Annotated in this window: 19 protein-coding genes; 6 read left to right on the plus strand and 13 right to left on the minus strand. The window is 53.4% G+C overall.

Features of this window, described 5'->3' with window-relative positions; all coding sequences use genetic code 11:
- The first annotated feature begins 258 nt into the window (after positions 1–258).
- On the plus strand, positions 259–1935 hold the full coding sequence (locus P1S59_01065) for a sensor domain-containing diguanylate cyclase (protein MDF1524848.1): 1677 nt from the start codon (positions 259–261) through the stop codon (positions 1933–1935).
- On the opposite strand, the gene P1S59_01070 is transcribed toward P1S59_01065, so the two are convergent.
- Both P1S59_01070 and P1S59_01075 read right to left on the minus strand, forming a co-directional pair.
- A complete protein-coding gene (locus P1S59_01070) occupies positions 1913–2758 on the minus strand; it encodes an SH3 domain-containing protein (GenBank protein MDF1524849.1) in 846 nt (281 codons plus the stop codon). The two genes, P1S59_01065 and P1S59_01070, sit on opposite strands and share 23 nt — an antisense overlap.
- Positions 2755–3465, minus strand: coding sequence for a molybdopterin-binding protein (locus tag P1S59_01075; protein ID MDF1524850.1), 711 nt, complete (start codon positions 3463–3465; stop codon positions 2755–2757). Before P1S59_01075 ends, P1S59_01070 begins: the two co-directional genes overlap by 4 nt.
- A gap of 566 nt (positions 3466–4031) precedes the next feature.
- Between P1S59_01075 and purM the strand changes: the two genes are divergently transcribed.
- The 5 genes from purM (at position 4032) to gltX (ending at position 9979) form a co-directional block, all read left to right on the plus strand.
- Positions 4032–5075 carry a phosphoribosylformylglycinamidine cyclo-ligase gene (gene purM / locus P1S59_01080; GenBank protein MDF1524851.1) on the plus strand — a complete coding sequence of 348 codons (1044 nt, stop codon included), beginning with the start codon at positions 4032–4034 and terminating at the stop codon, positions 5073–5075.
- A gap of 313 nt (positions 5076–5388) precedes the next feature.
- Complete coding sequence (purN, locus tag P1S59_01085) at positions 5389–6012, plus strand: phosphoribosylglycinamide formyltransferase (GenBank protein ID MDF1524852.1); 624 nt, start codon at positions 5389–5391, stop codon at positions 6010–6012.
- A 9-nt stretch (positions 6013–6021) separates the two neighbouring features.
- The gene (locus P1S59_01090; protein MDF1524853.1) at positions 6022–7473 is read left to right on the plus strand and encodes a hypothetical protein; all 1452 of its coding nucleotides are present in this window, start codon (positions 6022–6024) and stop codon (positions 7471–7473) included.
- Between the two features lie 106 nt (positions 7474–7579).
- Positions 7580–8398, plus strand: a complete 819-nt coding sequence (amrB, locus tag P1S59_01095) for an AmmeMemoRadiSam system protein B (GenBank protein ID MDF1524854.1) — start codon at positions 7580–7582, stop codon at positions 8396–8398.
- A 168-nt stretch (positions 8399–8566) separates the two neighbouring features.
- On the plus strand, positions 8567–9979 hold the full coding sequence (gene gltX, locus P1S59_01100) for a glutamate--tRNA ligase (GenBank protein MDF1524855.1): 1413 nt from the start codon (positions 8567–8569) through the stop codon (positions 9977–9979).
- 201 nt (positions 9980–10180) lie between these two features.
- Here gltX and P1S59_01105 read toward each other — a convergent pair whose 3' ends face one another.
- The 11 genes from P1S59_01105 to pal all read right to left on the minus strand — a co-directional run bounded on the left by P1S59_01105 (position 10181) and on the right by pal (position 23329).
- Complete coding sequence (locus P1S59_01105; GenBank protein MDF1524856.1) at positions 10181–10501, minus strand: hypothetical protein; 321 nt, start codon at positions 10499–10501, stop codon at positions 10181–10183.
- Positions 10502–10680: 179 nt separating this feature from the next.
- Positions 10681–12369 (minus strand): glutamine--tRNA ligase/YqeY domain fusion protein, encoded by a 1689-nt coding sequence (locus P1S59_01110; GenBank protein ID MDF1524857.1) that lies wholly within the window; start codon positions 12367–12369, stop codon positions 10681–10683.
- 935 nt (positions 12370–13304) lie between these two features.
- A complete protein-coding gene (locus P1S59_01115) occupies positions 13305–14465 on the minus strand; it encodes a M20/M25/M40 family metallo-hydrolase (GenBank protein MDF1524858.1) in 1161 nt (386 codons plus the stop codon).
- Positions 14466–14520: 55 nt separating this feature from the next.
- A complete protein-coding gene (locus tag P1S59_01120; protein ID MDF1524859.1) occupies positions 14521–15783 on the minus strand; it encodes a KamA family radical SAM protein in 1263 nt (420 codons plus the stop codon).
- A 202-nt stretch (positions 15784–15985) separates the two neighbouring features.
- Positions 15986–17347 (minus strand): ATP-grasp domain-containing protein, encoded by a 1362-nt coding sequence (locus tag P1S59_01125; GenBank protein MDF1524860.1) that lies wholly within the window; start codon positions 17345–17347, stop codon positions 15986–15988.
- A gap of 3 nt (positions 17348–17350) precedes the next feature.
- Positions 17351–17854 carry a universal stress protein gene (locus tag P1S59_01130; GenBank protein MDF1524861.1) on the minus strand — a complete coding sequence of 168 codons (504 nt, stop codon included), beginning with the start codon at positions 17852–17854 and terminating at the stop codon, positions 17351–17353.
- 49 nt (positions 17855–17903) lie between these two features.
- Complete coding sequence (locus P1S59_01135) at positions 17904–20111, minus strand: TRAP transporter permease (protein MDF1524862.1); 2208 nt, start codon at positions 20109–20111, stop codon at positions 17904–17906.
- 61 nt (positions 20112–20172) lie between these two features.
- Positions 20173–21162 (minus strand): TAXI family TRAP transporter solute-binding subunit, encoded by a 990-nt coding sequence (locus tag P1S59_01140; protein MDF1524863.1) that lies wholly within the window; start codon positions 21160–21162, stop codon positions 20173–20175.
- 167 nt (positions 21163–21329) lie between these two features.
- Complete coding sequence (locus P1S59_01145; GenBank protein ID MDF1524864.1) at positions 21330–22187, minus strand: MurR/RpiR family transcriptional regulator; 858 nt, start codon at positions 22185–22187, stop codon at positions 21330–21332.
- A 110-nt stretch (positions 22188–22297) separates the two neighbouring features.
- Positions 22298–22735, minus strand: a complete 438-nt coding sequence (locus P1S59_01150; GenBank protein ID MDF1524865.1) for a hypothetical protein — start codon at positions 22733–22735, stop codon at positions 22298–22300.
- A gap of 12 nt (positions 22736–22747) precedes the next feature.
- A complete protein-coding gene (gene pal, locus P1S59_01155) occupies positions 22748–23329 on the minus strand; it encodes a peptidoglycan-associated lipoprotein Pal (protein MDF1524866.1) in 582 nt (193 codons plus the stop codon).
- Positions 23330–23434: the final 105 nt, after the last annotated feature.

Here is a 23434-nt window from a genome sequence, read left to right on the forward strand (position 1 = left end):
AACGAACCTCCGGAATAAATCCCCATTTAATTGGGCGTTGGTGACCTCGTAAAAAATTTCTTCGAACTATTTTGCGAGGCGGCGGATGGCAGAGTATTCGATACCACCCGGGGATGCACTCAGGGAAAACATCCTGGTCAATGGACTTTATCCAGTATATCAACCTTGTGAACTTATAGCACAAATCAATAGAAGTATGAAAGGAATGTGCGTGCGAGTATTGCGGCGAACCGTGGATTACGATATGGTATTCGGCCTATGGTTAAAAATACTGTCCAGAAAGTAACGCCTGTGACGAAACCATCAGCCGAAAGACGAAATTGGGTCGCGAAAAGAGTCAACACCCTTCGCTTTCAGGTGCTGGGAATCGTTATCGCGAGCGTCCTTATCCCCTCCTTTCTGGGGGGCTGGTTTGCGAGCAGCCGGATCAACGACCTTCTCAGGAACCAGGTCTACGGCCAGATCGAGACCAGGACCCAGAGGATCTCCGAGCAGTTGAGTGACTGGATGATGATCAGATCCAGTGAGGTCCAGGCCTTTACAGTTTCGTACCTGCTCAATGAAGATCTGAAAAAACTCCAGGGAAAAACATCAAGAGAGGAAAAGGAAGATTCCAGGAAGAATATTCAAAGCTATCTGGCCTACCTGCTGGAAGGAAACAAGTTATTTTCGGAAATCATGATCCTCAACTCGGATGGATCGCCACTTATCGCACAACCTGTGGAGGACTGGCAAGGGGCAGACAGGGTCCTGGAAGTCCCCGATCAATATCAACTTGTAAGTGAGGTCATGACAAAGAATGGCAGCAGGCTGATGCTGATCCAGAAGATGGACCTGGGCAGGGGCCTGTCACCGAATTTTTTCGCAGCTATGATGAAGATTGAGCATTTTCAGAACAAGATCGTGGATCTCGCCCCCGAGGGATCGGTTATCTATCTTCTTGATGCCGAAGGCAATATCAAGGCCGCCAATATTGAACTGGGTGAGGACAGCACAGCTCCGGAAGGGGCCCTTGCCCTGCTTCAGGAGAAGGAGGAACGCTCTATTTACAGGGGACTCCAGGGTAAAGAGGTTATCGCTACGAGCGCCATGCTGGAAGTACCACGTTGGGGCGTGGTACTCGAAACCTTAAAGAAAGAAGCTCTTGAGCCCCTGGCCAATTTTCGCCAGCAGATTATTTTTATGGCTCTCGCCCTTGCCGGGCTCTTTCTCGTTCCCGCTCTGTTACTGGCAAGGGCCCTCATCCTGCCGCTGGAGGAACTGGCCAGGATTTCAAAACGCATCAGATCGGGGAAACCAGGCCTGCTGGTCAAGAGCAGGATCGGAGGTGAACTGGGAGAGTTCATATCCACCTTCAACAGTATGTCGGTGAGCCTGAAGGACAGTCTGGAGGAGATCACCGCAAGAAATGAAGACCTGCGCGTGATGAGCATAACGGACCCTCTGACAGGCAGGTACAACAGACGGTATATCGAGGATTACCTTGGGCGGGAACTGAAACTGGCTAACCGGACCAAGGATCCTCTTACTATTCTCATGATCGATCTGGACAATTTCAAGGAGTACAACGACACTTACGGTCACATCGCAGGCGACATAGCGCTTAAAGAGCTTGGGAAGGTACTCGTTCAAACCGTCCGCAAAACAGACGTTGTAGCCCGTTTCGGCGGTGAGGAGTGGATTATCTGTCTCAGTCATACCGACAGTAAGGGCGGAACCCAGATCGCTGAAAAACTGAGGAAATCAGTGGAAAAAAACGTATTCCAGGTGAAAGACCAGGCAACCTCGATCACCATCAGCATAGGTGTCGCGACGGCTCCTGAGGATGGGACCAACTACGCCCAGATCGTCGAAGCGGCTGACACAGCCATGTATCTTGCCAAGGCGAGAGGGCGAAACCAGCTCCAGGTATTCACTGGGTCTGGTTCCTCATGATCCACCCTGTCTGTCCGGAAGAAGTCTTGACCTTTATCCAGTCCTTTTTCTTCTCAAGCCCGGTGACGGACTCCCCCCGGTATAGAGAACTGACCTTCTCTGAAGATGGCATGGGGGATATACGCAATGTGGCAATACTGACCCTGATCTTTATCGTGCCCGGATCGGTCTTCTTCATCCCTTCATATACCCCGGTGATCAAGTCAAACAGATATGCAGCGCCTCCTGGGTTCCCATTGTCAAGGGCACCCTTCCCTCTGGCCATATAGGATCTGGCCAGGTCAAGTTCCCCCAGGGCCTCCTCGTTGAAAGCCTCATTTTCCATCCTGTCCAGGATCACCCTGGCCTCTGCGAACATGGCTGAAGCTTCGGCCTGAGAAGCCATACCCTGGATTCGGGCCCTTATACGTACGACTTCCCGGATGGCATCCTCGCGGGCAGTCTGGGCGATCTCAAGACGTCTTGTCAGGGATTCCCGCGCAACCTTTTCTGCCTTTAATTTTGCGTTCAGACTGCTGATCTGCCTTTGGAATTCCTTTTTACCAGGTTTTAACGCAGTGGCCTGGTTGTCAGGCTTCACTTCGGAATTCTGAGCCTTTGAGGATCCATCCACATCAGTTTTTTTGAAGATACCATTGGGTGTGGAACAACCGCTGGTGAAGAGAAGTGCGATGCAAACAAGGACAAAGCCAGACTTGATATCCTCGCCCAGGGATGTACGCTGCCCATGCATCCTGTGTGATGGACTTTTTCCGAGCCTATCCCACTTGGCCGGCATCTGTTTATATTCATTCCACACAAACCCGATTCCAGCTGCTTTCATTCCTCGATCCTTTTCAGGAGCATGCGCACCGCCTCACGCAGTAAATCCCCATCCCTGCTGCGTAAAACGATTTTCACCCGGTGGTCGATCGCTTCCATCTGGGGGTAGGAACCAACCTTAACCGAAGGGTACATCTCCTGAACGGCCTCAAGATGGTGAGCGATCTCAGACTCCCTCAACATGGTACGAACAACCTCTGTTTGAAATGCTATTCCGCTGAGTTTTGTTTCCAGCACTCCGATCATGGATTTAACAAGGCTGGGGATACCCGGAAGAACCAGGAAGTTTGCAACAATGAAACCGGGAGCCGCTGTGAGCTCATTGGTGACGAGTTCGGCACCCTCCGGTACCAGGGCGAGTTCCCTGACTCTGGGCGAAAGAGGTAAGCCAATGCGGTTTTCAAGTGCCTTTATCGCCTCTGGGGCTTCAACGAGAACTCTTCCCACAATCCGGCTCACGACCTGCTTGGTCAGATCGTCGTGAGTAGCACCGATCCCGCCAGTGGTCACCACCCAATCAAAACGCTCCTTCATCCAGGTGAGGTGCTCAAACATAAATTCAGGATCATCCGGCAGAACACAGACGTAGGGAAGGTCAGCTCCCAGGCGGAATACCTCCCGGCTGACGATACTGATATTCAGGTCCTTCACCTCGCCGAGAAGAACCTCATCACCTATGACGGCAAGGGCAACGGTTGATATTTTCATATGCTCCAATTCAAAAATAACAGGTGAAATATGAAACGTTATAGAGCGGGCAGAAGGATATCAAGACATCTTACTTTTCACTACAATTTATTTTCTATTTTCCGCCCTCAACTTTACATGGCAAATATAGCACTATTTTCATTTTTGCAAAATACCCCATTTCGACCGTTTATTCACCCCCTTTACTGCCTTTCCGGTTTGACACGCCCCATGAATTGGGCTAACTTGGCGGGACTTTGAAAGGGTCGCAAAAAGTCCATTCGTGGCTTTTTGCTCCACGGAAAGCGAAAAACGTGGTTTTCACTTTCCTCACGAAAACTGTTGATAATCGCCAAAGTCCGCGCTGGCCTTTTGGCTCAACGGAAAGGGAAAAGCGTCGTTTCCCCTTTCCTCACGGATCGCTAACATGATTCCCGGTCATCGATCCGGGCGCCGTTCACAGGCGCATTGGTCATTGATTCGGGCGCCCCACTCGAGGCGCGTTGATGACTTTTAGCGAAGTCCATCAACTTTGGCCGGTTTAATAATATAGGGTCCGGCCCTTTACCCCTACAGAAGCCTCATCCATGAAAGAAACTCGGTACTCAGACGCAGGCGTCGATATTTCAGCTGCCAACGAAGCCAAAAAGCGGATCACCTCCGCCGTAAAGGCTACCCACGGCCCGCAAGTCCTGGGAGGGATCGGTGGTTTTGGCGGCCTCTTTTCCACAAAGGGTTTTCCCCCGGATCCAGTCCTTGTTTCCAGTATCGATGGAGTGGGCACAAAACTCAAGATCGCGTTTCTCCTCGATAAACACGAAACTGTGGGAGAAGATATTGTTAACCACTGTGTTAACGACATTCTTGTACAGGGAGCCCGCCCTCTGTTCTTCATGGACTATCTCGCCACCGGAAAACTTGAACCCGAAACCATCGAAAAGGTGGTGAAGGGGATCGCCCGCGCCTGTATACGTAACGAATGCGCACTTCTTGGCGGCGAGACGGCCGAAATGCCCGGATTCTACAGTGAAGGAGAGTACGATCTGGCCGGCACCATTGTAGGTGTGGTCAGTCGTGGGTCCATTCTTACCGGGGAGGCCATCGAGAGTGGCGATACAGTCCTGGGCCTGGCGTCATCGGGACTTCACACCAACGGATATTCCCTGGCAAGGAAGGTACTTCTCGAAATGGCACAACTCTCCCTGGAGAAATCCAATTCCGACCTGGGACGATCGCTGGGAGAAGAGCTGCTCCAGCCTCATCGCTCATACTCACCCTCCATCCTGCCCCTGACCAATAAAAACCTGATCCGGGGGATGGTTCACATTACCGGAGGCGGATTCGGCGGCAACATACCGAGGGTGGTCCCGGACCGTTATAAGACGGTGATAGACAAGGGATCCTGGGATGTCCTGCCCATCTTCGATCTCATCGCCCGTCTCGGCAACGTTCCAGAGGATGAGATGTATTTGACCTTCAACATGGGTATTGGGCTTATCGTCATCGTGGCCCATAAAAACGCAAAAAAGGTGGAAGAGGAACTCAGGGCGGCCGGTGAGACCGTTTATCGGATCGGGCGCGTCGAAAACAGGGAACCTGATGAGGAGCCTGTCTTTTTCACAAAAGATTGACGGACTCGTAAAACGTCCATCAAAGCGCCCCGTTTGGGCGCCCGGATCAATGAACAGCCGCGCCTGAGAGAGGCGCCCGGATCAGTGAACAGCCGCGCCTGGGAGAGGCGCCCGGATCGAGTACCAAAGGCTGTGTGTTCGATCCGTGGGGGAACCGAAAACCACGCTTTTCGGTTCCCGTTGAACCAAAGTCTCGCACAGACTTTGGTGATATATAAGCAGTCTCCGTGAGGGGAGGGAAAACCGCGTTTTTCCCTTTCCGTGGAGCAAAAGTCCCGTTAGGACTTTTGCGACCCTATTTAAGGATACCGGTATGAAAAAGATCGCTGTTCTTGTCTCCGGCGGGGGAAGTAATCTCCAGTCCATCATCGACTCGGTGGAGTCAGGGTATCTTAACATCAAGATCGCGGTGGTCTTGAGCAACAAGGAAGAGGCATACGGGCTGACCAGGGCTAAAAACCACGGGATCCCCACCCAGGTTATCAGTCACGGGGATTTCAATAGCAGGGAAGAGTTTGAGAACAGACTTATCGAGGTCCTGGATGGGTACGGTGTGGAGCTGGTGGTCCTGGCCGGGTTCATGCGTGTCCTCACACCACTTTTTGTAAAGCACTACCATCACAGGATCATAAATATCCACCCTGCTATTTTGCCGGCATTTCCCGGTACCCACGGGCAAAAGCAAGCCCTGGATTACGGCGTGCGTTTCTCGGGCTGCACAACCCACTTTGTTGATGAAGGTACCGATACGGGGCCTATCATTATTCAGGCAATAGTGCCGGTTCTTCCCGATGACACCGAGGAATCTCTCGGCTTACGCATACTGAGGGAGGAGCACCGCATTTTTCCCGAATCCCTTAAGCTGTGGTCCGAGGGGAGAACCCTCATTGAAGGGCGCAAAGTGAAGATTTTGCAGAACAAATCAGCGGAGGCGTAAGCCAGACACATGACAGTTCCCTATCACCTCACCATTATCGGCACCAGGTTCCCCCAGCTAGCCCTGGGTACCCTCCTCGCTAAACGCGGTCGGAGGGTGCTTATCGTTGACAACCTTGACGCTGAATCAGCCTCTGAAAGATCCGGGATAGAAGGGTACCGGTTCAGGAAACGGCCTATTCCCATGTGTGGGCTCGACACAGGCGGTTTTTTGAGAATGTTCCTGAACGAGATCGGTATAGGGCGTGTGCTTGTCAACGAAACCTATCCCCTGAACGAGGTCAGTTACCAGGTAGTCCTTCCCCGTCATCGTCTGAACATTTACCCCGAGAGAGATCGTCTTCTGGCTGAGATCGCTCGGGAATTTCCCGAAAACCTGGACACGATAAGAGAGTTATATGAGGAATGGGATACCATTGCCTCGAACTGGTATGGCGGACAGGACAACCTCGAAGATCTTGAGAAAGGCTGGCTCCAGACTGCTGGAATTACCCAGAAGCTGAAGGGGTTTTTCCACGCCAGGAAAATGGGCGACAAGATCAGGGCCTTTGACACCTCGAGTCCTGAAAAAGCTTTTTTCTCCCTGCAGCACCACTTCCTGGGCGCCTTCTCACTGGCGGCAGACATCCCCCCCCTACCGGGCGCTCTCATACACAGCGTTGGCAGAAGAGGTACCTATCAGGAGACTACCGGGACCGGAGGGTTGAAGACACTCATGCTCCAGAGATTTCAGGAATACGGCGGGGAACTGCAGGAGGATGCCCAGGTCTCATCCATCGCCACTAATTTCAGAGAGGGGCTGTCACTGGAGCTGTCCAATGGACAGAGAGTTCACACGAGGTCCATTTCCACCACCGACGGGATAGCAGCCAACATGGACGGCCTTTTTCAGAAAGTCCCAGCGATGCCCCTCAAGGGACCATCGCCGATCCACCCGGTTCGGTTTTACCTGGGCATCGAGGACAGGATCGTGCCGGAGGCCATGGAGGACAATCTGTTTCTCATGAGAGAGGACAACGGCGGGCCGTTTAAAATGAAGAGCTGCTACCTGGCTCTCAGCCCGGCAGGATCGGATATGGCTCCGGAAGGGAAAAGATCGGTCACCGTCACTTCTTTCCTTTCACAAGAGGAACTCAAGAACATAGGACCTGACGACATACCGGCTATACGGGAGGATCTTCTGCAGGCTCTCGAGGCTGTGATACCATTTCTAAGTGAGGGGCTGACAGCTTTCTCCAGCGACCTTGACCCGGATGACGACTACAGGTTATCCAGGGCCCTGCCCACCGGAGTCGCTGCCTGGAGTCCAGGGATCATCGGGCGCATGGCCATCACCACCAGACTCAGGGGTAGAGCATCCATCATAAGTCCCACACCATGGGAACTTGGCATTGAGGGCGAGGCTTTGGCCGCCCTGGCCGCAGCCGGAACCCTTAAAAAAGCTCTAGGTGTAGATATTTGAAAACCTCGCTAAAAAGCTCTTCGAGCTTTCTGAAGGGCAGTCACATTCATGGATGGGACTGTTTTAATAACTATTTGCGACTCAATTAATATTGAGGTTTGGCGTCATGGGAAATAAACTTCTGAGGCTACCTGCAGTGGCGGGCCGCTTCTACTCAGGCACCCCACAAGATCTAAAGAGTGAAGTTACCGGGTACCTTTCAGGCGGTCTGATCCCTGAAAAGGCCATTGGCGCGATCATGCCTCATGCGGGATACGTCTACTCCGGCGCTGTTGCCGGGGAAACTGCTGCAGCAATCCGGATCCCCCGTGAAGTAATCGTCCTGGGTCCCAACCACACAGGCCTGGGAGCCGCCGTCTCCGTTTACCCGGGAGGGCACTGGCGCATGCCTTTCGGTGATGTTCCGGTTAACGAATCCCTGGCACGCCAGATACTCGATGAAAGCGAGCTCCCGGTCCCTGACGAGATGGCCCACGTAAAGGAACATTCCCTGGAGGTCATCCTGCCGTTCCTTTATTATGCCGGCGGAGAGAACCTTTCCTTCGTGCCCATCACCTTGTCCACGATCAGCAGGGACGAGTGTCGAGCCCTGGGCGAGGCTCTATCCCGGGTCATCGCCAACCGTAATGAGGAGATCCTCCTCGTTTCCAGCTCTGACATGACACACTATGAAAGCTACGATTCGGCAAAGGCCAAGGATTCGGACGCCATATCCAGGATCCTGGATATGGACCCGGACGGGTTGATGGAAGTTGTGAGCCGCCGCCGCATAACCATGTGCGGTATCATACCGACGGTAGTCATGCTTTACGCTGCCATCGCCCTGGGCGCCACGAAGGCACGGCTTGTCAGGTACGCCACCTCGGGAGAGGTAAGCGGGGACTACGAAAAAGTCGTGGGATACGCCGGGATCATAGTTAACTAGCACACAGGACGCAGGACGCAGCACGCAGCACACAGCGAACCAAACAGATCTCAAGAGTTTGACCTGCTGTATAAAAACTGTTAATCCCTCCAAACGATGTTTATTGATAAAGAAGGTTTACTGCGTACTGCGTTCAGCGTACTGCGTGCTAAATAAAGAGGATTACCCATGCCCACCCCCATTCGCGTTCGTTTCGCTCCCTCCCCCACCGGCTATCTGCATATCGGCGGTGTCCGGACAGCTCTTTACAACTGGATCTTCGCACGCCAGCAAGGGGGCCAGATGATCCTCAGGGTTGAGGATACAGACCTTGAACGTTCCACCGACGAAGCCATCGGATGGATATTGAACGGCCTTACCTGGCTTGGTTTGGACTGGGACGAGGGGCCCTTCAGGCAAACAGAGCGCTTTGATCTTTACAACGAACATATAGACCGACTGATGGTTGAAGGTAAGGCCTACAGGTGCTATTGCAAAGCCGAGGAGCTGGAGGTCAGCCGCAAAGAGGCCATGCTCAAGGGAACAGCAGCAAAATACAACGGCAAGTGCAGAGACCTCAGGGAAGGTGAAAGAAGTGGGGAACACACGATACGCTTCAGGGCCCCCCAGGAGGGACAGATATTCGTAGACGACATGATCCGCGGGATGGTCATGTTCGAAGAGGACCAGATGGATGACCTCATCATCCGCCGGACCGACGGAAGCCCTACCTACAACCTTACCGTTGTCGTGGATGACGCTCTCATGGGCATCACTCATGTCATCCGGGGCGAGGACCACCTTTCCAACACACCACGCCAGATCCAGATGTACCAGGCCCTGGGATATGAGATCCCAAAGTTCGGTCACATGTCCCTTATCCTTGGCCCGGACAGGGAGAAGCTGAGCAAACGCCACGGCGCCGCTGCTGTGGACGAGTTCAAAGCGTTGGGGTACCTGCCAGAGGCCCTTTTAAATTATCTCATCCGTCTCGGCTGGTCCCACGAGGAACAGGAGATCTTCAGTGTGGAGGAGATCCTTAAGCTGTGGTCGCTGGACGACCAGGGCAAATCCCCCTCCGTCTTTGACCACGACAAACTTCAATGGCTCAACGGCCAGTGGATGAAGATCGTGCCTCCGGAAGAGATCGCCCAGCGCCTGGTGCCGTTCCTTGAAAGGGATGGTCTTATCGAGGAGGCCCCCGCCATAGAATGGCTCACTAAAGTCGTTCTCACTCTCAGGGAGAGGGCAGTGACCCTGGTGGAGATGGCTCAGAAAGCTGACTTCTATTTCCGAGAGCTTACCTACGAACCGGAATCCGCAGAAAAATTCCTCACCCCCGAGATCAACCACCTCATGGGAAAGGCAGGCGCCCTCATAAGCACCATCGAGCCCTTCGACCATGAAACCCTCCACACAGAGATCCGTGCGTGGCTGGAGGAGGAGGGGCAGAAATTAAAAACCCTCGCCCAGCCCCTTCGCATCGCGCTGACCTACAGGAAGGACAGCCCGGGGCTGTTTGAAGTCATGGAAGTGCTGGGAAGGGAACAGACCGTTGAAAGGATAAAAAAAGCGCAGGAGTGGATCTCGACAAAGTCGTAAGAGCAGGAGCCAGTATCCAGGAGCCGGGAGCCAGGAGGAAAACTTTAATCAGGGAGAAAGCACAGTTATTATTTAAGCGACAAGAGCTGAACCGCGCCCTACCCCCTTTTCAGGATTTCCTCTGCGCACAGGCCGCCTGCCCTGAGTCCCGCCCACGGCGGGATCGAAGGGCGTACTCTGCGTTAAGCCAGACCTTAAAGTTTACTTCGCAACTATCATCACGATAAAAATAATGACAAAGGACGCGAACAGTATTGTCTGAATGGGCGCGAGGATCTTCTGCATAACAGTGATCCTTTTGATGTATTCGTCTTCAAGAATGGGATGATCGCCGTACTTGACGAAGCCACGGATCATTCTGGTGGTTTTGAAGCCTAAAATGTACCCCGGCTTGCCCAGGCTATCCCACGCGGGTGTATACCTGTGCTTGAGGTGCATAATAAACATGGCATCGGCTACCATCAGCGGGATGGTGAGGGCTATAAAAAGAAGAAAGTTAAAGAAAAGATATTTTTCGTACATGGCTTAGTTCCAATCTCAGATCTCAAATCTCAGATCTCAAAGGGTTACCCTGTATAGGTTAGATTTTCCGTTTTTAGAGGAAACGTGTTTTCCCCAGTCTTTTGATTTCCTCTGGGTCCTTCGCGGAAAGTTAGCTTTAGATCTTCTTCTGCGTTCTACGTTCTGTGTGCTGCGTTCTATTAGCTCTTCGCTACAATCTTCTTCCAGGAATCCCGTAGCGGAACAATTCTATTAAAGACCGGTTTATCCGTCGTGTGGTCCATGGAGTCAGCGATGAAGTAACCGGTGCGCTCGAACTGGAACCGGTCACCGGGCATGGCCTGAACCAGACTGGGTTCCACCCGGGCGCTGACCACATCCATGGAGTGGGGGTTCAGATGCTCGATGAAATCCACATCCTTGTCGGCATCGGGGTTGGCCTCGGTGAAAAGCCTGTCATAGAGCCGGACCTCGGCCGGGAGAGCGTGGTCCGCCGACACCCAGTGGATAGTTCCCTTGACCCTGCGGCCGTCGGGAGCATCCCCGCCCTTCGTTTCAGGATCGTAGGTGCAGTGCACCTCCACTACCTCACCATCTTCATTCTTGACCACGTCCACACAGGTGACGAAGTAGGCCCAACGAAGGCGGACCTCCCTGCCGGGAGCCAGCCGGAAGAACTTCTTCGGCGGGTCCTCCATGAAATCGGCACGCTCGATGTAAAGCTCCCTGCCGAAGGGTACCTTGCGGGCCCCCATTTTCGGTGGATCATCGGGAAAGTAGGGGGCCTCAAAACTCTCAACTTCACCCTCAGGATAGTTGACGATGACCATTTTGACAGGATCGAGGACCCCCATCACCCTGGGGGTTTTGGTATTCAGGTCATCACGGATACTGTGCTCAAAAAGGGCCATATCCACGACGCTGTTGGCCTTGGCTACCCCGATGCGATCACAGAAGTCCTTTATGGCTTCCGGGGTTACCCCCCTGCGGCGAAGGCCGGCGATGGTGGGTAAACGGGGATCGTCCCATCCAGAGACATGACCGCCATCAACAAGTTCCACCAGCTTGCGTTTGCTCATCACCGTATAATTCAGGTTCAGCCTGGCGAATTCTATCTGCCGCGGCCTGGCCGGCGCAGGTACGTTGTCGATGATCCAGTCGTAAAGTTCCCGATTGTTCTCGAACTCTAGCGTACAAAGCGAGTGGGTGATGTTCTCCATGGCGTCAGACAGGCAGTGCGCAAAATCGTACATGGGGTAGATGCACCAGTGGCTGCCCGTTCGATAGTGAGGGGCATGACGAATACGGTACAAGAGAGGATCACGCATTTTCATATTGGAAGCTGCCATGTCGATCTTGGCCCGCAGGACATGCTCACCATCGGCAAATTCACCTGCCCGCATGCGCCCCAATAGATCCAGGTTCTCCTCCACGGGCCGGTCTCTGTAGGGGCTAGCGGTACCAGCCTTGGTAACTGTGCCGCGGTATTTACGGATCTCGTCATCGGAGAGGCTGCACACGTAGGCCTTGCCGTCCTTGATGAGATGCACGGCAAAAGCGTACAACTCCTCAAAGTAGTCCGACGCGTGAAACAGGTAATCGCCCCAGTCGTAACCGAGCCACTTGACGTCCTGCTTGATGGATTCAACGTACTCCGTGTCCTCAGTTTCGGGGTTGCTGTCGTCGAAACGCAGATGGCAGCGCCCCCCTGGAACCTCGCTGGCAACGCCAAAGTTCAGGGTGATACTCTTGGCGTGACCGATGTGAAGATAGCCGTTGGGCTCCGGCGGGAACCGTGTCACCACGGTGCTGTGCTTGCCCGAAGCCAGGTCATCGGCGATGATCTGCCGGATGAAGTCTGTTCCTGTGGTTTTTTCGTCACTGCTCAATGAAAGCTCCTCAATGATTCAAAATTCATCCGGTTTCGCTAACCCCATACGACCAGCTTTTAAATTACTCCGTCAATTCATACATCAGGAGGGCGGAGGGGGCAAGGGTATAAGCAGTGCTAATGGATAGGAGATAAGAGATGAGGGTATAGAAACAGGTGCTGTTTTAACATTCAACGGCGTCAGAGCGCGATCGTATCCCGATATTTGACATCCCGGAGGGATAGCCCGCAGTGTAGGCATTTCGATGAGAAAGTATTCAATAATACTCTTTGAAAAAAGTAATTTCCACACCTTGGGCATTTACTATTAAAGAACTTAAATATTGAAGTAAATCTCCCTTGTAGGAACGAGGTGCCAAAACAAGGATTATTAATCCGAATGGCACCCACAACAGAAATATCCCCCAAAAACGCTTGCGACGTTTACGGATGACTTTGAGTTGAGTCACTATCTTCTGGTCGTATGTTTCCCAAGGTTCGACCATGATTTGGTTTTAACCCTGATCCCAGTTTTTCTTTGCGTCTTCGTGGTTTTGCGGGAGGTTGCCTTTACCGCTTTTACAGAAATTATTCTTCCCCCCAGGTTAACGCAGTTTAACGATTTTCTCAGTGACCTCTGTGAGCTCAGTGGTGAAAAACATCGCCTTTGTAATAACCGTTCACTCCCCAAGCTTAAAGGTTTCCTCCGCCTGTCTCCGTGCCTCCGTGGTGAAAAACACCGCATTTAAGGGAATCTACTCTTCCCCCTGAATTTAGTTTTACCCTGCGTACCCTGCGGTAAATCAGGTTTTATCCCTTTTCACAGGAACCGGGATCTATCCCTTTCATCCCCTTTATCCCTGTTAAAGAGAAAGTGCACAGGTGCACTTGTGCACTAGTGCACTATTATTACTTCGTGCTGTGTGCTTCGTGCTGTGTGCTTCGTGCTGCGTTCTATCCTTCGAGGCCGGCTAATCGGGCGAGAAGGAGAGCCGTCAGCTCTATCCTCTCGAACACCGTCTCCGTCACGGCATATTCCTTGTCCGAGTGGTCCATGTCCCCGGCAGGGCCGAGACCGTCCACAACGGGCACACCCATCTCCGACAGGAAGTTCCCGTCCGAAGCCCCTCCCCGGTGCTCCGTTTCCACCTTCCGGCCCAGCAGTTTTGCCGACTCCTGGAGGGCTGCGACAAGCTCATCGGTACCGGGCACCGGCACCATGCATGGCCTCCTGTGATGGACCTCGAAAGAGGCCCCGCACCCGGGGGTCGTCACGCTGGCAGCAAGTTCCTGGATCTTGCTCACAACCTCAGTTTCCACCTCCGGCTGACGGAATCGGAACTCGAAGGTCGCCTGGGCCAGGTCGGAGACGATGTTGTTGGCGATCCCGCCGCTGATGACCCCCACGTTTATGGAGATCCCCCTGCTCAGGTCGTTGAGCGCCTCCAGGGCGAGAACGAGACGGGCAAGCTCTACAATGGCGCTGGCCTTGGGGCCTTCCTTGACCCCGGCATGTCGGGCCTGACCGGTGGCCGTCAGTTTGTACCTCACGACCCCCCTGCGGCCGACCACGACCTGGTTGTCCTGTCCCCCGGCCTCGAAGAGCAGGGCGCCGCTAGCTCCATCACCAAGCTCCCGTACCAAATTCTGGGAACGTGGCGAACCCACCTCCTCATCTCCGTTGAAAAGGCACCTAAGCGGCACTTTTTCCAGCAGGCCCAGCTTTTCCAGGACACGGAGGGCCTCGATGATCACTACGACCCCGCCCTTCATGTCGATGGTCCCGGGACCGTGGACCCGGTCACCGCGCTCTTCGAAATAATGGAAGGGGGAGTCTACCGGGAACACCGTGTCCAGGTGTCCCACCAGTAGAAGGTGACCGTGGCCGGGGGCGCCGCCTGTAAAAATATGGTGGTTCACACCGGTTTCATCGGTGTGAACACGATATTTTAAAAGGGATGGCATTCGGGAGACAACCAGTTCCCCGACCTTGTTAATGCCTGCCGTGTTGGCGGAATGGCTGTTTATCAGTACCATCTCCCTGAACAGCCCCATTATCTCACCTCGCCGGCCTTCGACGGACTCCCTGATCCTCTCCACTAGAGAGCCTGACATGTCTGTTTCCTTTCGCAGTAAGATTGGTCTGGACGAGCGTTCTTTCAGCCTGGGATCACCAGATCACACCATTTTCAGCCTCTGCCTCGTCGTCGTACTCCAGGACGTGCCCGCCCCAGGTCCTGATCAGCGCCTTGCCGTGGACTCCGGGCTGAAGGAGGTACTGGGGATACATGGGGGTCTTGCCCCTCCCTTCAGGCGCAGTGAGGATGAAGGTCGGTACCGCCATGCCGGAGGTATATCCGCGCATGTGCTCCATGATTTCTATACCTTCCGCAATGGGAGGGCGGAAATGGCGGATTCCCTCAACCTTTTTGCAGTTGAATATGTAATAAGGGACCACCTTTATGCGAAGAAGCTCCTGCATGAGCTTTTTCATAACGTGCTTGTTGTCGTTAACCCCTCTGAGCAGAACGGTCTGATCCCTGACGATGACACCGGACCGGGTAAGCCTGTTTACGGCTTCCCTTGCCTCTGATGTCACCTCTTTGGGGTGGTTGAACTGGGTGCTGAGGTAGATCGGGTCATGTTTTTCGAGCATTTTGCACAACTCAGGCGTGATCCTCTGGGGTACGACACAAGGCATGCGCGTACCAAGCCGCTTGATCTCAACGTGGGGTATTTTGTCCAGTTCGGTGAGGATATAGTCCAGCTTGTCATCCGAAAGAGCCAGGGCATCGCCACCGGTCAGAAGAACATCCCTTATCTCGGGATTCTGACGCACGTAATCCAGAGCCTTATCCAGCATATCCCTGGGATAGGTGACGTCGGAGGACTCTATATCCTTGCGTCTCAGGCAATGACGGCAGAACATGGCGCACGCGTTGGTAACGTTGATGATCAGCCTGTCGGGGTAGAGCCTGGAGATGAGGGGGGCCGGGCTGTTGTACTTGATGATCATGGGGTCACTGACCTCAGACGCGTCCAGATGCTCCTTTATGCTGGGGACCCCCTGAACCCTGACAGGGCACTTCCTGTCCTCGGGGTCCATGAGGCTCGCATAGTAGGGTGAGATGGCCCACCGATACTGTCTGCCTGTCTTGACGATCTCTGCCCTTTCCTCATCCGAAATATCAAGGATCTGCCCCAGGACATCAACATCTGAGATGCGGTTTTGAAGCTGCCATTTGTAACTGTTCCAGTCCTCCCGCGTTCCACCGAGCACCTCCAGAATACGCTCCCTGCGGGCCCGGAAACGGTCCCCAAGAGCCAGGCCCACCGGAATCTTGTCTTTTAATCTAAAGTATTCCTCGTCAAGGGATCTGACCTCCGCGGACCTTTCAAGGGCAATGGATCGGTCTTCGTCAGACACCTGCATAGTGGTGAGAAGCGCTTCATCGCCAGGACACTCCTCCAGTGTCTTCTTTCCCTTCTGCTTCACTTCGGATTCCTCCTTAAGACCTTTTCGGTCGTGGTCCAATTGTGTCCACTAGATGGATATGGAAAAAGTCCACCCAACGGTCGCGTCTGCGGCGTGAGCGCCATTTAGAAACCTCGAAGAGACTTTTTAGGAGGTTTTCTTATTTGATACTTGTGTGCACTCGCTGTGCACCTGCCTTGATTCCTTTTCTGACATCATCAGGGGTCGGCCCTGCCGCCACTACCCGGGCCACGAAACCCCCTGCCGTAATGTGCGTGTGCGGTCCTACATGATCCAGAACAATATGTCCTCCCCTCCCCGCCATGGCTTCTTTGAAAAGGTCTTCCTCATCCATTGAGAGGGGCACGTATTTTCTCACCATGCAATCATCCACGGTTTTGTAGTTGTAGGTTCCCCAGCAAAGGGAGCCGTTGGTCGAATTCATCTCTTCAAGACCATCTGGCAGATGACCCTCCAGAACAGCCATCATCTCCAGTTCAGGCAATGTCGGTCTTCCAGGAAGGTGGTGGATCATGGCAAGTGTCGTCTCCATTGTGGTTCCCTGTTTCCTCGCGTTCACCTCGATGAAATAGATCTCACCCTTTTCATCAACGATGTAATCGCAGCCGAATACGCCCCTGTACCCCTGGCTCCCCATATAGCTCCCCACTATCGAGGTGATCTCCTTAAGCTTTAAGACCTTGTCTTCCTCAAGGATAGTGGGAAAAGTAGAACCCATGAAACGCGTTCCCTGGATGTTCTGATCGGCTACAGAGGCTAAATAGACGTCACCCTCACCGGCAACGACACCCAGAACGGTAGGATCGTACCGGTGTTCGATATATTCGGTTACCAGAAGACTGTCGGAAACACCTTTGAATCGGGATGCTATCTCTTCTCCTGTGGAGGCCACAAGGGAGTTGGAACCGCCCGCGCTGTAAGCTGCGGATACAAACGCCTTTCGTCCGCGGGAAAAGATCCCCTCGGCATATTTCAAAGCCTCACTTAAACCGGAACATGCCGAACCTTCCGGTACAGGCAGATTCAAATGAACGGCCATTTCATACTGACGCAGCTTATTGTTCATGGACACGGCAATTTGAGGATCAGGACCGATCACCTTTATCCGGTCGTCTGCAGCAAGGGTAAGTCCCGGGGAAGATTCAAAAACGTTAAGTATCAATTCACCCTGTATATCCAGGATCTGATCGACCATGGCCTTGACAACCTCATCAGCGCTCACGGTAGCGGCAAACTGTGAGGGAGCCATCCGTGAGTTTGTCCTTCCCGGGGTATCCGGACCGGCATTGTCTGAACCGGGACCGACGACCAGGAAGATGTCTTCCGGGTAATAGGCGAGGACATCCGGTACAATGTGGATACATTCAGCTGGTTTTCCGTAGCGCCTCGAAAGGGGGTCGACCAGAAAACGGCTTAACCCGGCAGCCTTGATCTCTCCTACATAGAGAAACCAGGCCCTCTCAGTATCTACACCGATTTCAAAGTTGCTCGTTTTACTCATACATTACCTGGTTACAGCAGTAAGAGGAGGCACAAGGAGCATGGGAACCCGGGACCTTTTCAGCACCTTCTTTGCAACACTGCCCATGAATGTATACTGGGTCAGCCCCTTGGAATGGGTCCCCATTACGATCATATCCACACCAAGCTCGTCGGCCATGTGAAGGATCTCCAGTTCCGGATCCCCTTCATAAACGTGGATATTCCGGATCCTGTCCACAGATTCGTCAAGGTGTTCCTTGATGATCCTCTCCTTTAGTTCTTCGATATCTTTTTTTATGGCCACAACGGTTTCATCCTTGTGCTCTTTCACAAGCTGGCTGAACTTTTCCTCCCCCATGAAAGAGACAATGGGCATGGCCATTGTGGCATCGTAGGCTGGAATGACGTGCAGGACGTGTACCTTGGCACCATGGACGCCAGCCTCCTGGAGGGCGTGGAGCATCACCCACTCCGCGCTGGGTCCCATGGCGATACAGCACAGGATTATATTTATATCCGGGGACATGAACCTGCCTCCTTTTCTAAATTATCTCACCAATTGTTCTTCCAAAGATTCAAGTTAGTACCATCCGGCTCTCGTGCTTTCTCCGGCGGACCTGATTGAAGAAGATGAGGGCGAAGATGACCAACCCGACGGCATACATGATGTATTTATTCTCGACCCCGATGAACTGGGCTGAATAACCGGGCTGCATCATAATGAAAGCGATGAGGATAAAGAAGGGGACCTCGTACCAGGCGTTCCGGTGCGTGAACCATCCCTGGGTCGCGGACGCAAAGGCAAAGTTACCCACACAGGCCATGGTAAAGATAAGGATGGCCAGACCCCAGCTGTTGATGTTGTGCAGGATCAGATCGTGGTTGAAAATAAACATGACCGCGATCAAAGCCGTCCGGATATCGTAGAGGAAACCCTGGATCCCTGTTGGTATGGGAGGTGATTTGGCAATGGCCGCCGCGGCATAGGCGGCAAGCCCGACAGGCGGTGTGTCATCAGCCAGGATCCCGAAATAGAAACAGAACAGGTGGGCCGCCATGATTGGAACGATGAACCCGTTGGCTCCACCCACCTCCACGATAATAGGTGCGGTGAGTGCCGCCATGACAATGTAGGTGGCTGTAGTGGGCAGGCCCATCCCAAGGATGAGACTGGCCAGAGCGGTAATGAACACAAGGGCGAAGATATTGCCCCCGGACAGGAACTCCACCACCTCGGTGATGATCCCGCCGATCCCCATGGTCACAACACCGACGATGATCCCCGCGGCTGCGGTGGCAATGGCAACGGTCACCATGTTGCGGCCGCCGGCCGCCATGGACTTGACGATGGTTGTCAGACTATGGATAAACCCTGGCGCTATCGGTTCCTTGTTAAGGTACCTCTTGATCGGTTCCTGGAAGAGCATTACAAAGAACATGGCGACAATTGCCCTGAAGGCAGCCAGTTCAGGGGAGTGCCTGGGAACCACCAGTTCGTACACAAGGACCCCAATGGGGATCAGGTAGTGGAGCCCGCCTCGAAGTGTCCTCAAAAAATTGGGTATCTCCTCCTTTGTCAGCCCCCTCAAACCCGCCTTGGACGCCTCCACGTGGACAATAAAAAACAGGGTTGCGTAGGAAACGAAGGCAGGGATGGCCGCAGCTTTGATGACATCCAGGTAAGATACGTTCAGGTATTCGGCGATAATAAAGGCGGCCGCTCCCATGATGGGAGGTGCGATCTGGCCGTCGGTGCTGGCGGCCACCTCGATGGCCGCGGCTTTTATCGGTGAATACCCCACTTTTTTCATAAGGGGGATGGTGAAGGTCCCTGTGGTGACGATGTTGGCAATGGATGACCCTGAAACCATCCCGGTGAGCCCGGAACCTACAACTGCAGCCTTGGCAGGCCCTCCCTTGAACCTTCCCAGCATGCTCAGTGCAATATTGATGAAAAATCGTCCTCCTCCAGCCCTCTCCAGCATGGTCCCGAACAGGACAAAGAGAAAGACGATCGTCGCAGACACATCCAGGGGTATCCCGTAGATCCCCTCTGTCTGCATGGTCATTTTACCGATATATTTCTGCAAGGACGCGCTCTTGAAAGCCATGAATTCAGGCATTTGCTCCGCGTATAAAACGTAGAGGGTAAAAGCTGTGGCGATCACCGTCAGACCGGGACCGACAACCCGTCGCGCCGCCTCCAGGAGGACGAGGACCAGGACGATCCCCACGATCACGTCCCGCATACTGGGCGCTCCCTGACGGCTGGCAATGCCCTCGTAATCGAGAAATATGTACAGTGAGGAGTAACATCCGATTATGGCGAGGATGTAATCAAAAATCGGTATCCTCGTCCTGGTGGACAGGAAGGACCAGAAGCCTGTGCGAGGTTTCTTGAGGGTCGGGTAGCTGGTGAAGGCAATGAGCATGGCGAACCCGAGATGGACGGCCCTGATGATCACTGTATCGAGGAGCCACACGCTTGCAATGGACAGCTGAAACAAGCACCATACGACGGCGATGCCGGGTATTATCCATTTGTCCCACCCGACAAGGTGGCGGTAGCCGGCCTCCTCCTCCTCGGCGATCCTCTTGGCTTCCTCAACACCTGCTTCAAAATCATCGTCCTCGAAGCTTCCGGAATCGGACTGGCCATGATTTTCTTCTTTGGGCCCCCGGCCCTCACGGTGATCATCCATGGACATATGGTCTCTCCCTTGCTCCTCATCTTTTTCCAGGACTGACAACCTCGCATTGACCCGGTTGCATCCTGTTCTCATCCACTGGATATGATTTCTGTCCCGGTCAAGCTCTTGAGCTTGACCGGGACAGAAGCTGAAACTATTTCATCATGCCTGCTTCTTTGTAATACTTCATGGCTCCCGGGTGCAGAGGAGCGGAAAGGCCCTCGAGCATGTTCTCTTTGGTCAGAACTGAGTAGGCCGGGTGCAGACCCTTGAGTTCGTCGAAGTTCTCGAAGATCTCCTTGACCACGCCGTACACGTACTTATCCTTGACCTTTCTGGAGGTCACGAAAGTAGCCTTGACACCAAAGCTGGCTACGTCGGACTTGTTGTCAGCGCCAGGGTAGTTACCCATTACCGGAACCACGCTGGGCGCATAGTATGAGAACTTCTCGTAGAAGGAAGCGGGAAGCTTGATCTCGATGAACTTGACCTTCCTTGTGCCGCTGGTGGCCTCCTTGAAGGCGCCCGATGGGTGACCCACAGTGTAAAAGAAAGCATCGAGGCGGCCGTCCTGCAGCATGCCCGGAGCCTCTGCGGCCTTCAGGCTCTCAGCCTGGATGTCCTTCTCGTAATCGATACCGAGGGCGGCGAGGGCATCGATAGAATTCTGCCTCTGCCCGGAACCGGGGTTACCGATGTTGACCCTCTTGCCCTTCAGGTCCATGAAGGAGTTGATGCCCGCGTCCGCGGCAGCGACCAGGGTGACGCTCTCAGGATGTACCGCGAAAAGGGCCCTGAGGTCCTTCTGGGGGTTTCCGGCCCACTCGGAATCGGGGCTGCCGTTGAACGCCTGGTACTGTCTGTCCGACTGGACAACACCGAACTCAAGGTCCCCTTCCATAATGGCGTTGATGTTGAACACCGATCCGCCGGTAGATTCAACGGTCAGGCGCATGTTATACACATCCCTTTTCTTGTTTACGATCCTGGCAATGGCCCCGCCTGTGGGATAGTAAACACCGGTAACGCCACCCGTGCCGATAGTGAGATACTTGGGAGCAGCTGCAGCTGGAACAGGAGTGATCCCCGTCACCGCCAGGGCTACAGCAGCCAGGGCCACAACAAAAATAGTTGCTTTTCTCATGCCTTCCTCCTTATTTGAAAAGTTTGACCTCCTGATTAATGGACTTTTTCAAATCCATCAACTTTAATTTCTGACAATTAAACCTTGCCTTTCACCCCCTTCCCAGTGGTGGTTTTTGTTTCATATAATTATTAATACTCCCTTCTTGATGAAATTTTTCGGTTTGGTCAATCCCTCCAGTACACCCCTTCCCGTTCCCATACACTCTCCATTTCGCTGAGAATTTGCAGTGTATCGGCCCTGCTCTGAAAAGCCAGGGCAGTCACCAGCGCATTGACAAGGCTGAGGGCGGAGGTAAAGGATTCGATATATGATTCGATTTCGTAGGGAACGTAAAGGCTGAAATGGGCGGACCTGTTGAGAGGAGACAGTTCACCATCTGTAATTGCAAGCACTCTGGCCCCCTGATCTCTGGCGTAGTCCATTACCTGAACAGTTAACCTGGTATATCGTGGAAAAGCCATCCCGATAAAAACATCCTTGGGGCCCAGATCTCTCAACTGATCCCACATCTCTCCGGTACCCGGTACGAGGAGTATAACTTCCCTGCCCAGAAACCTTAAGGCGCTGGCCATGAAATTACCCAGACAGTGGGTGGAGCGCAGGGCAATGATAAAAATCCTCTTTGCCGAAGCCATCTCTTCCACAAACATTCCAAAGATCTCCGGATCGGTCTCCTCCAGGGTAGTCCTGAGGTTGTTCAGATCCTTAGACAGCACGGAAGCAAGAACATCGCCCACCAATTCCGCACGCTCCACCGTCTCCCCCAGGCGGTCCACGGTAGTGATTTTGGGCTGGATATACTCTCTCAACCTTCTTTTCAGATGTGGAAAGCCTGAATAACCCAGGGCCTGGGCAAGGCGTACGATTGATGTATCGCTGATATTGAGCTTCCGGGCCAGATCGGTAGCCGTGAGAAAAACTGCCTTCTCCGGCTGTTTGAGAATAAAATCCAGCACCTTCCGCTGTGTCGGCGTCAGTTCGGGAGGTCTCCCCCTGACGATCTGATCGATTTTCAACATCATCCACCCCGCATTTGCAGAATAACCTGCATAATAGCAAGCTATGGCAAGATTTTCAACAGGGGGATAAAAAAATCAGGGGCTCAGGTGAGCCCCTGATCGGTACCATCTTTTTAGGGGGATTCCTCTTCCAGCATTTTCTTTAACTTTTCGGCCAAACCACGTACATCGGCCTCGATCCTGTTAGTCAGCTCTTCCAGGACATTATCGATCTCGCCGCCCTTTTTCCTGAACTGGATCATGAACTGCTCAACCTCATCCAGATAAGCGGTTAAAGATTCCACCTTCTCCGCCAGGTCACCCACTGCCCATTTGGAATCAGCAAAGTCCTTGCGGAGGGTATCGATCTCTGCCTGAAGGGCCTGGAGCTTATCACTCTTTTCGGACACTGCCTTCTTGTCCTGCTTCACCTGGGCATTTTCCAGCGTAGCGAGCCTGGACGCGTTGTCATCAATGCGGCGATTCACCGAATCCATGTCAACCGATGTAGCACACCCGACTGTGAAAGCCAGCAGAGCAATAAAGCCCAGGTGAGGAAAGAAGTTCCTCATTTCCGGCAGCCTTTACTGGAGGCGGAAATGGGCTCGCCTGTTCTGTTTCCAGGCACCCTCGTTGTGCCCCGAAGCGAAGGGCTTTTCCTCACCGTAACTGATCGTCTTGATTTTGGCAGCTGAGATACCAAGCGAAACGAGGTAGTTCTTGACCGAGTTGGCACGGCGCTCACCCAACCCCAGGTTGTACTCGTTGGTGCCTCTCTCGTCACAATGTCCCTCGACAACGATCCTGACTCCCGATGCCGCCTTGAGGAGCTTGGCGTTATTGGCCAACCTGTCTCTGGACTCGGCAGTCAGGTCCGACTTGTCGTAGTCGAAGAACACATCACCCAGATCCGAAACGTTAAAGGCTGCTGGTGCAGGTGCAGGTGCCGGGGCAGGTGCAGGAGCGGGCGCAGGAGCAGGAGCAGGTTTATACTCCTCTACCGGTGCGGGTGCGGGTGCAGGCTCAGGCATAGGCGCCGGTGCCGGTGCCACTGCCTGATCCATGGGACCCGGCTCTGCCGGCTTCTTGGAGCAGTTTACCAAAACGAAACTAAACAGGAGCACTACTGCCAACGTAACGAGAACACTCTTCCTTCTTAAAATCACTATCCACCTCCTGGAAACTGTTTTCAATTATGAAACCTTAACACCCGTCTCATATAGGACGGTAACTGATTTCACCAAAGTTCTGATTAATACCCCACCACCTTA

This window comes from bacterium, assembly GCA_029210965.1.
GTDB lineage: Bacteria > BMS3Abin14 > BMS3Abin14 > BMS3Abin14 > BMS3Abin14 > JALHUC01.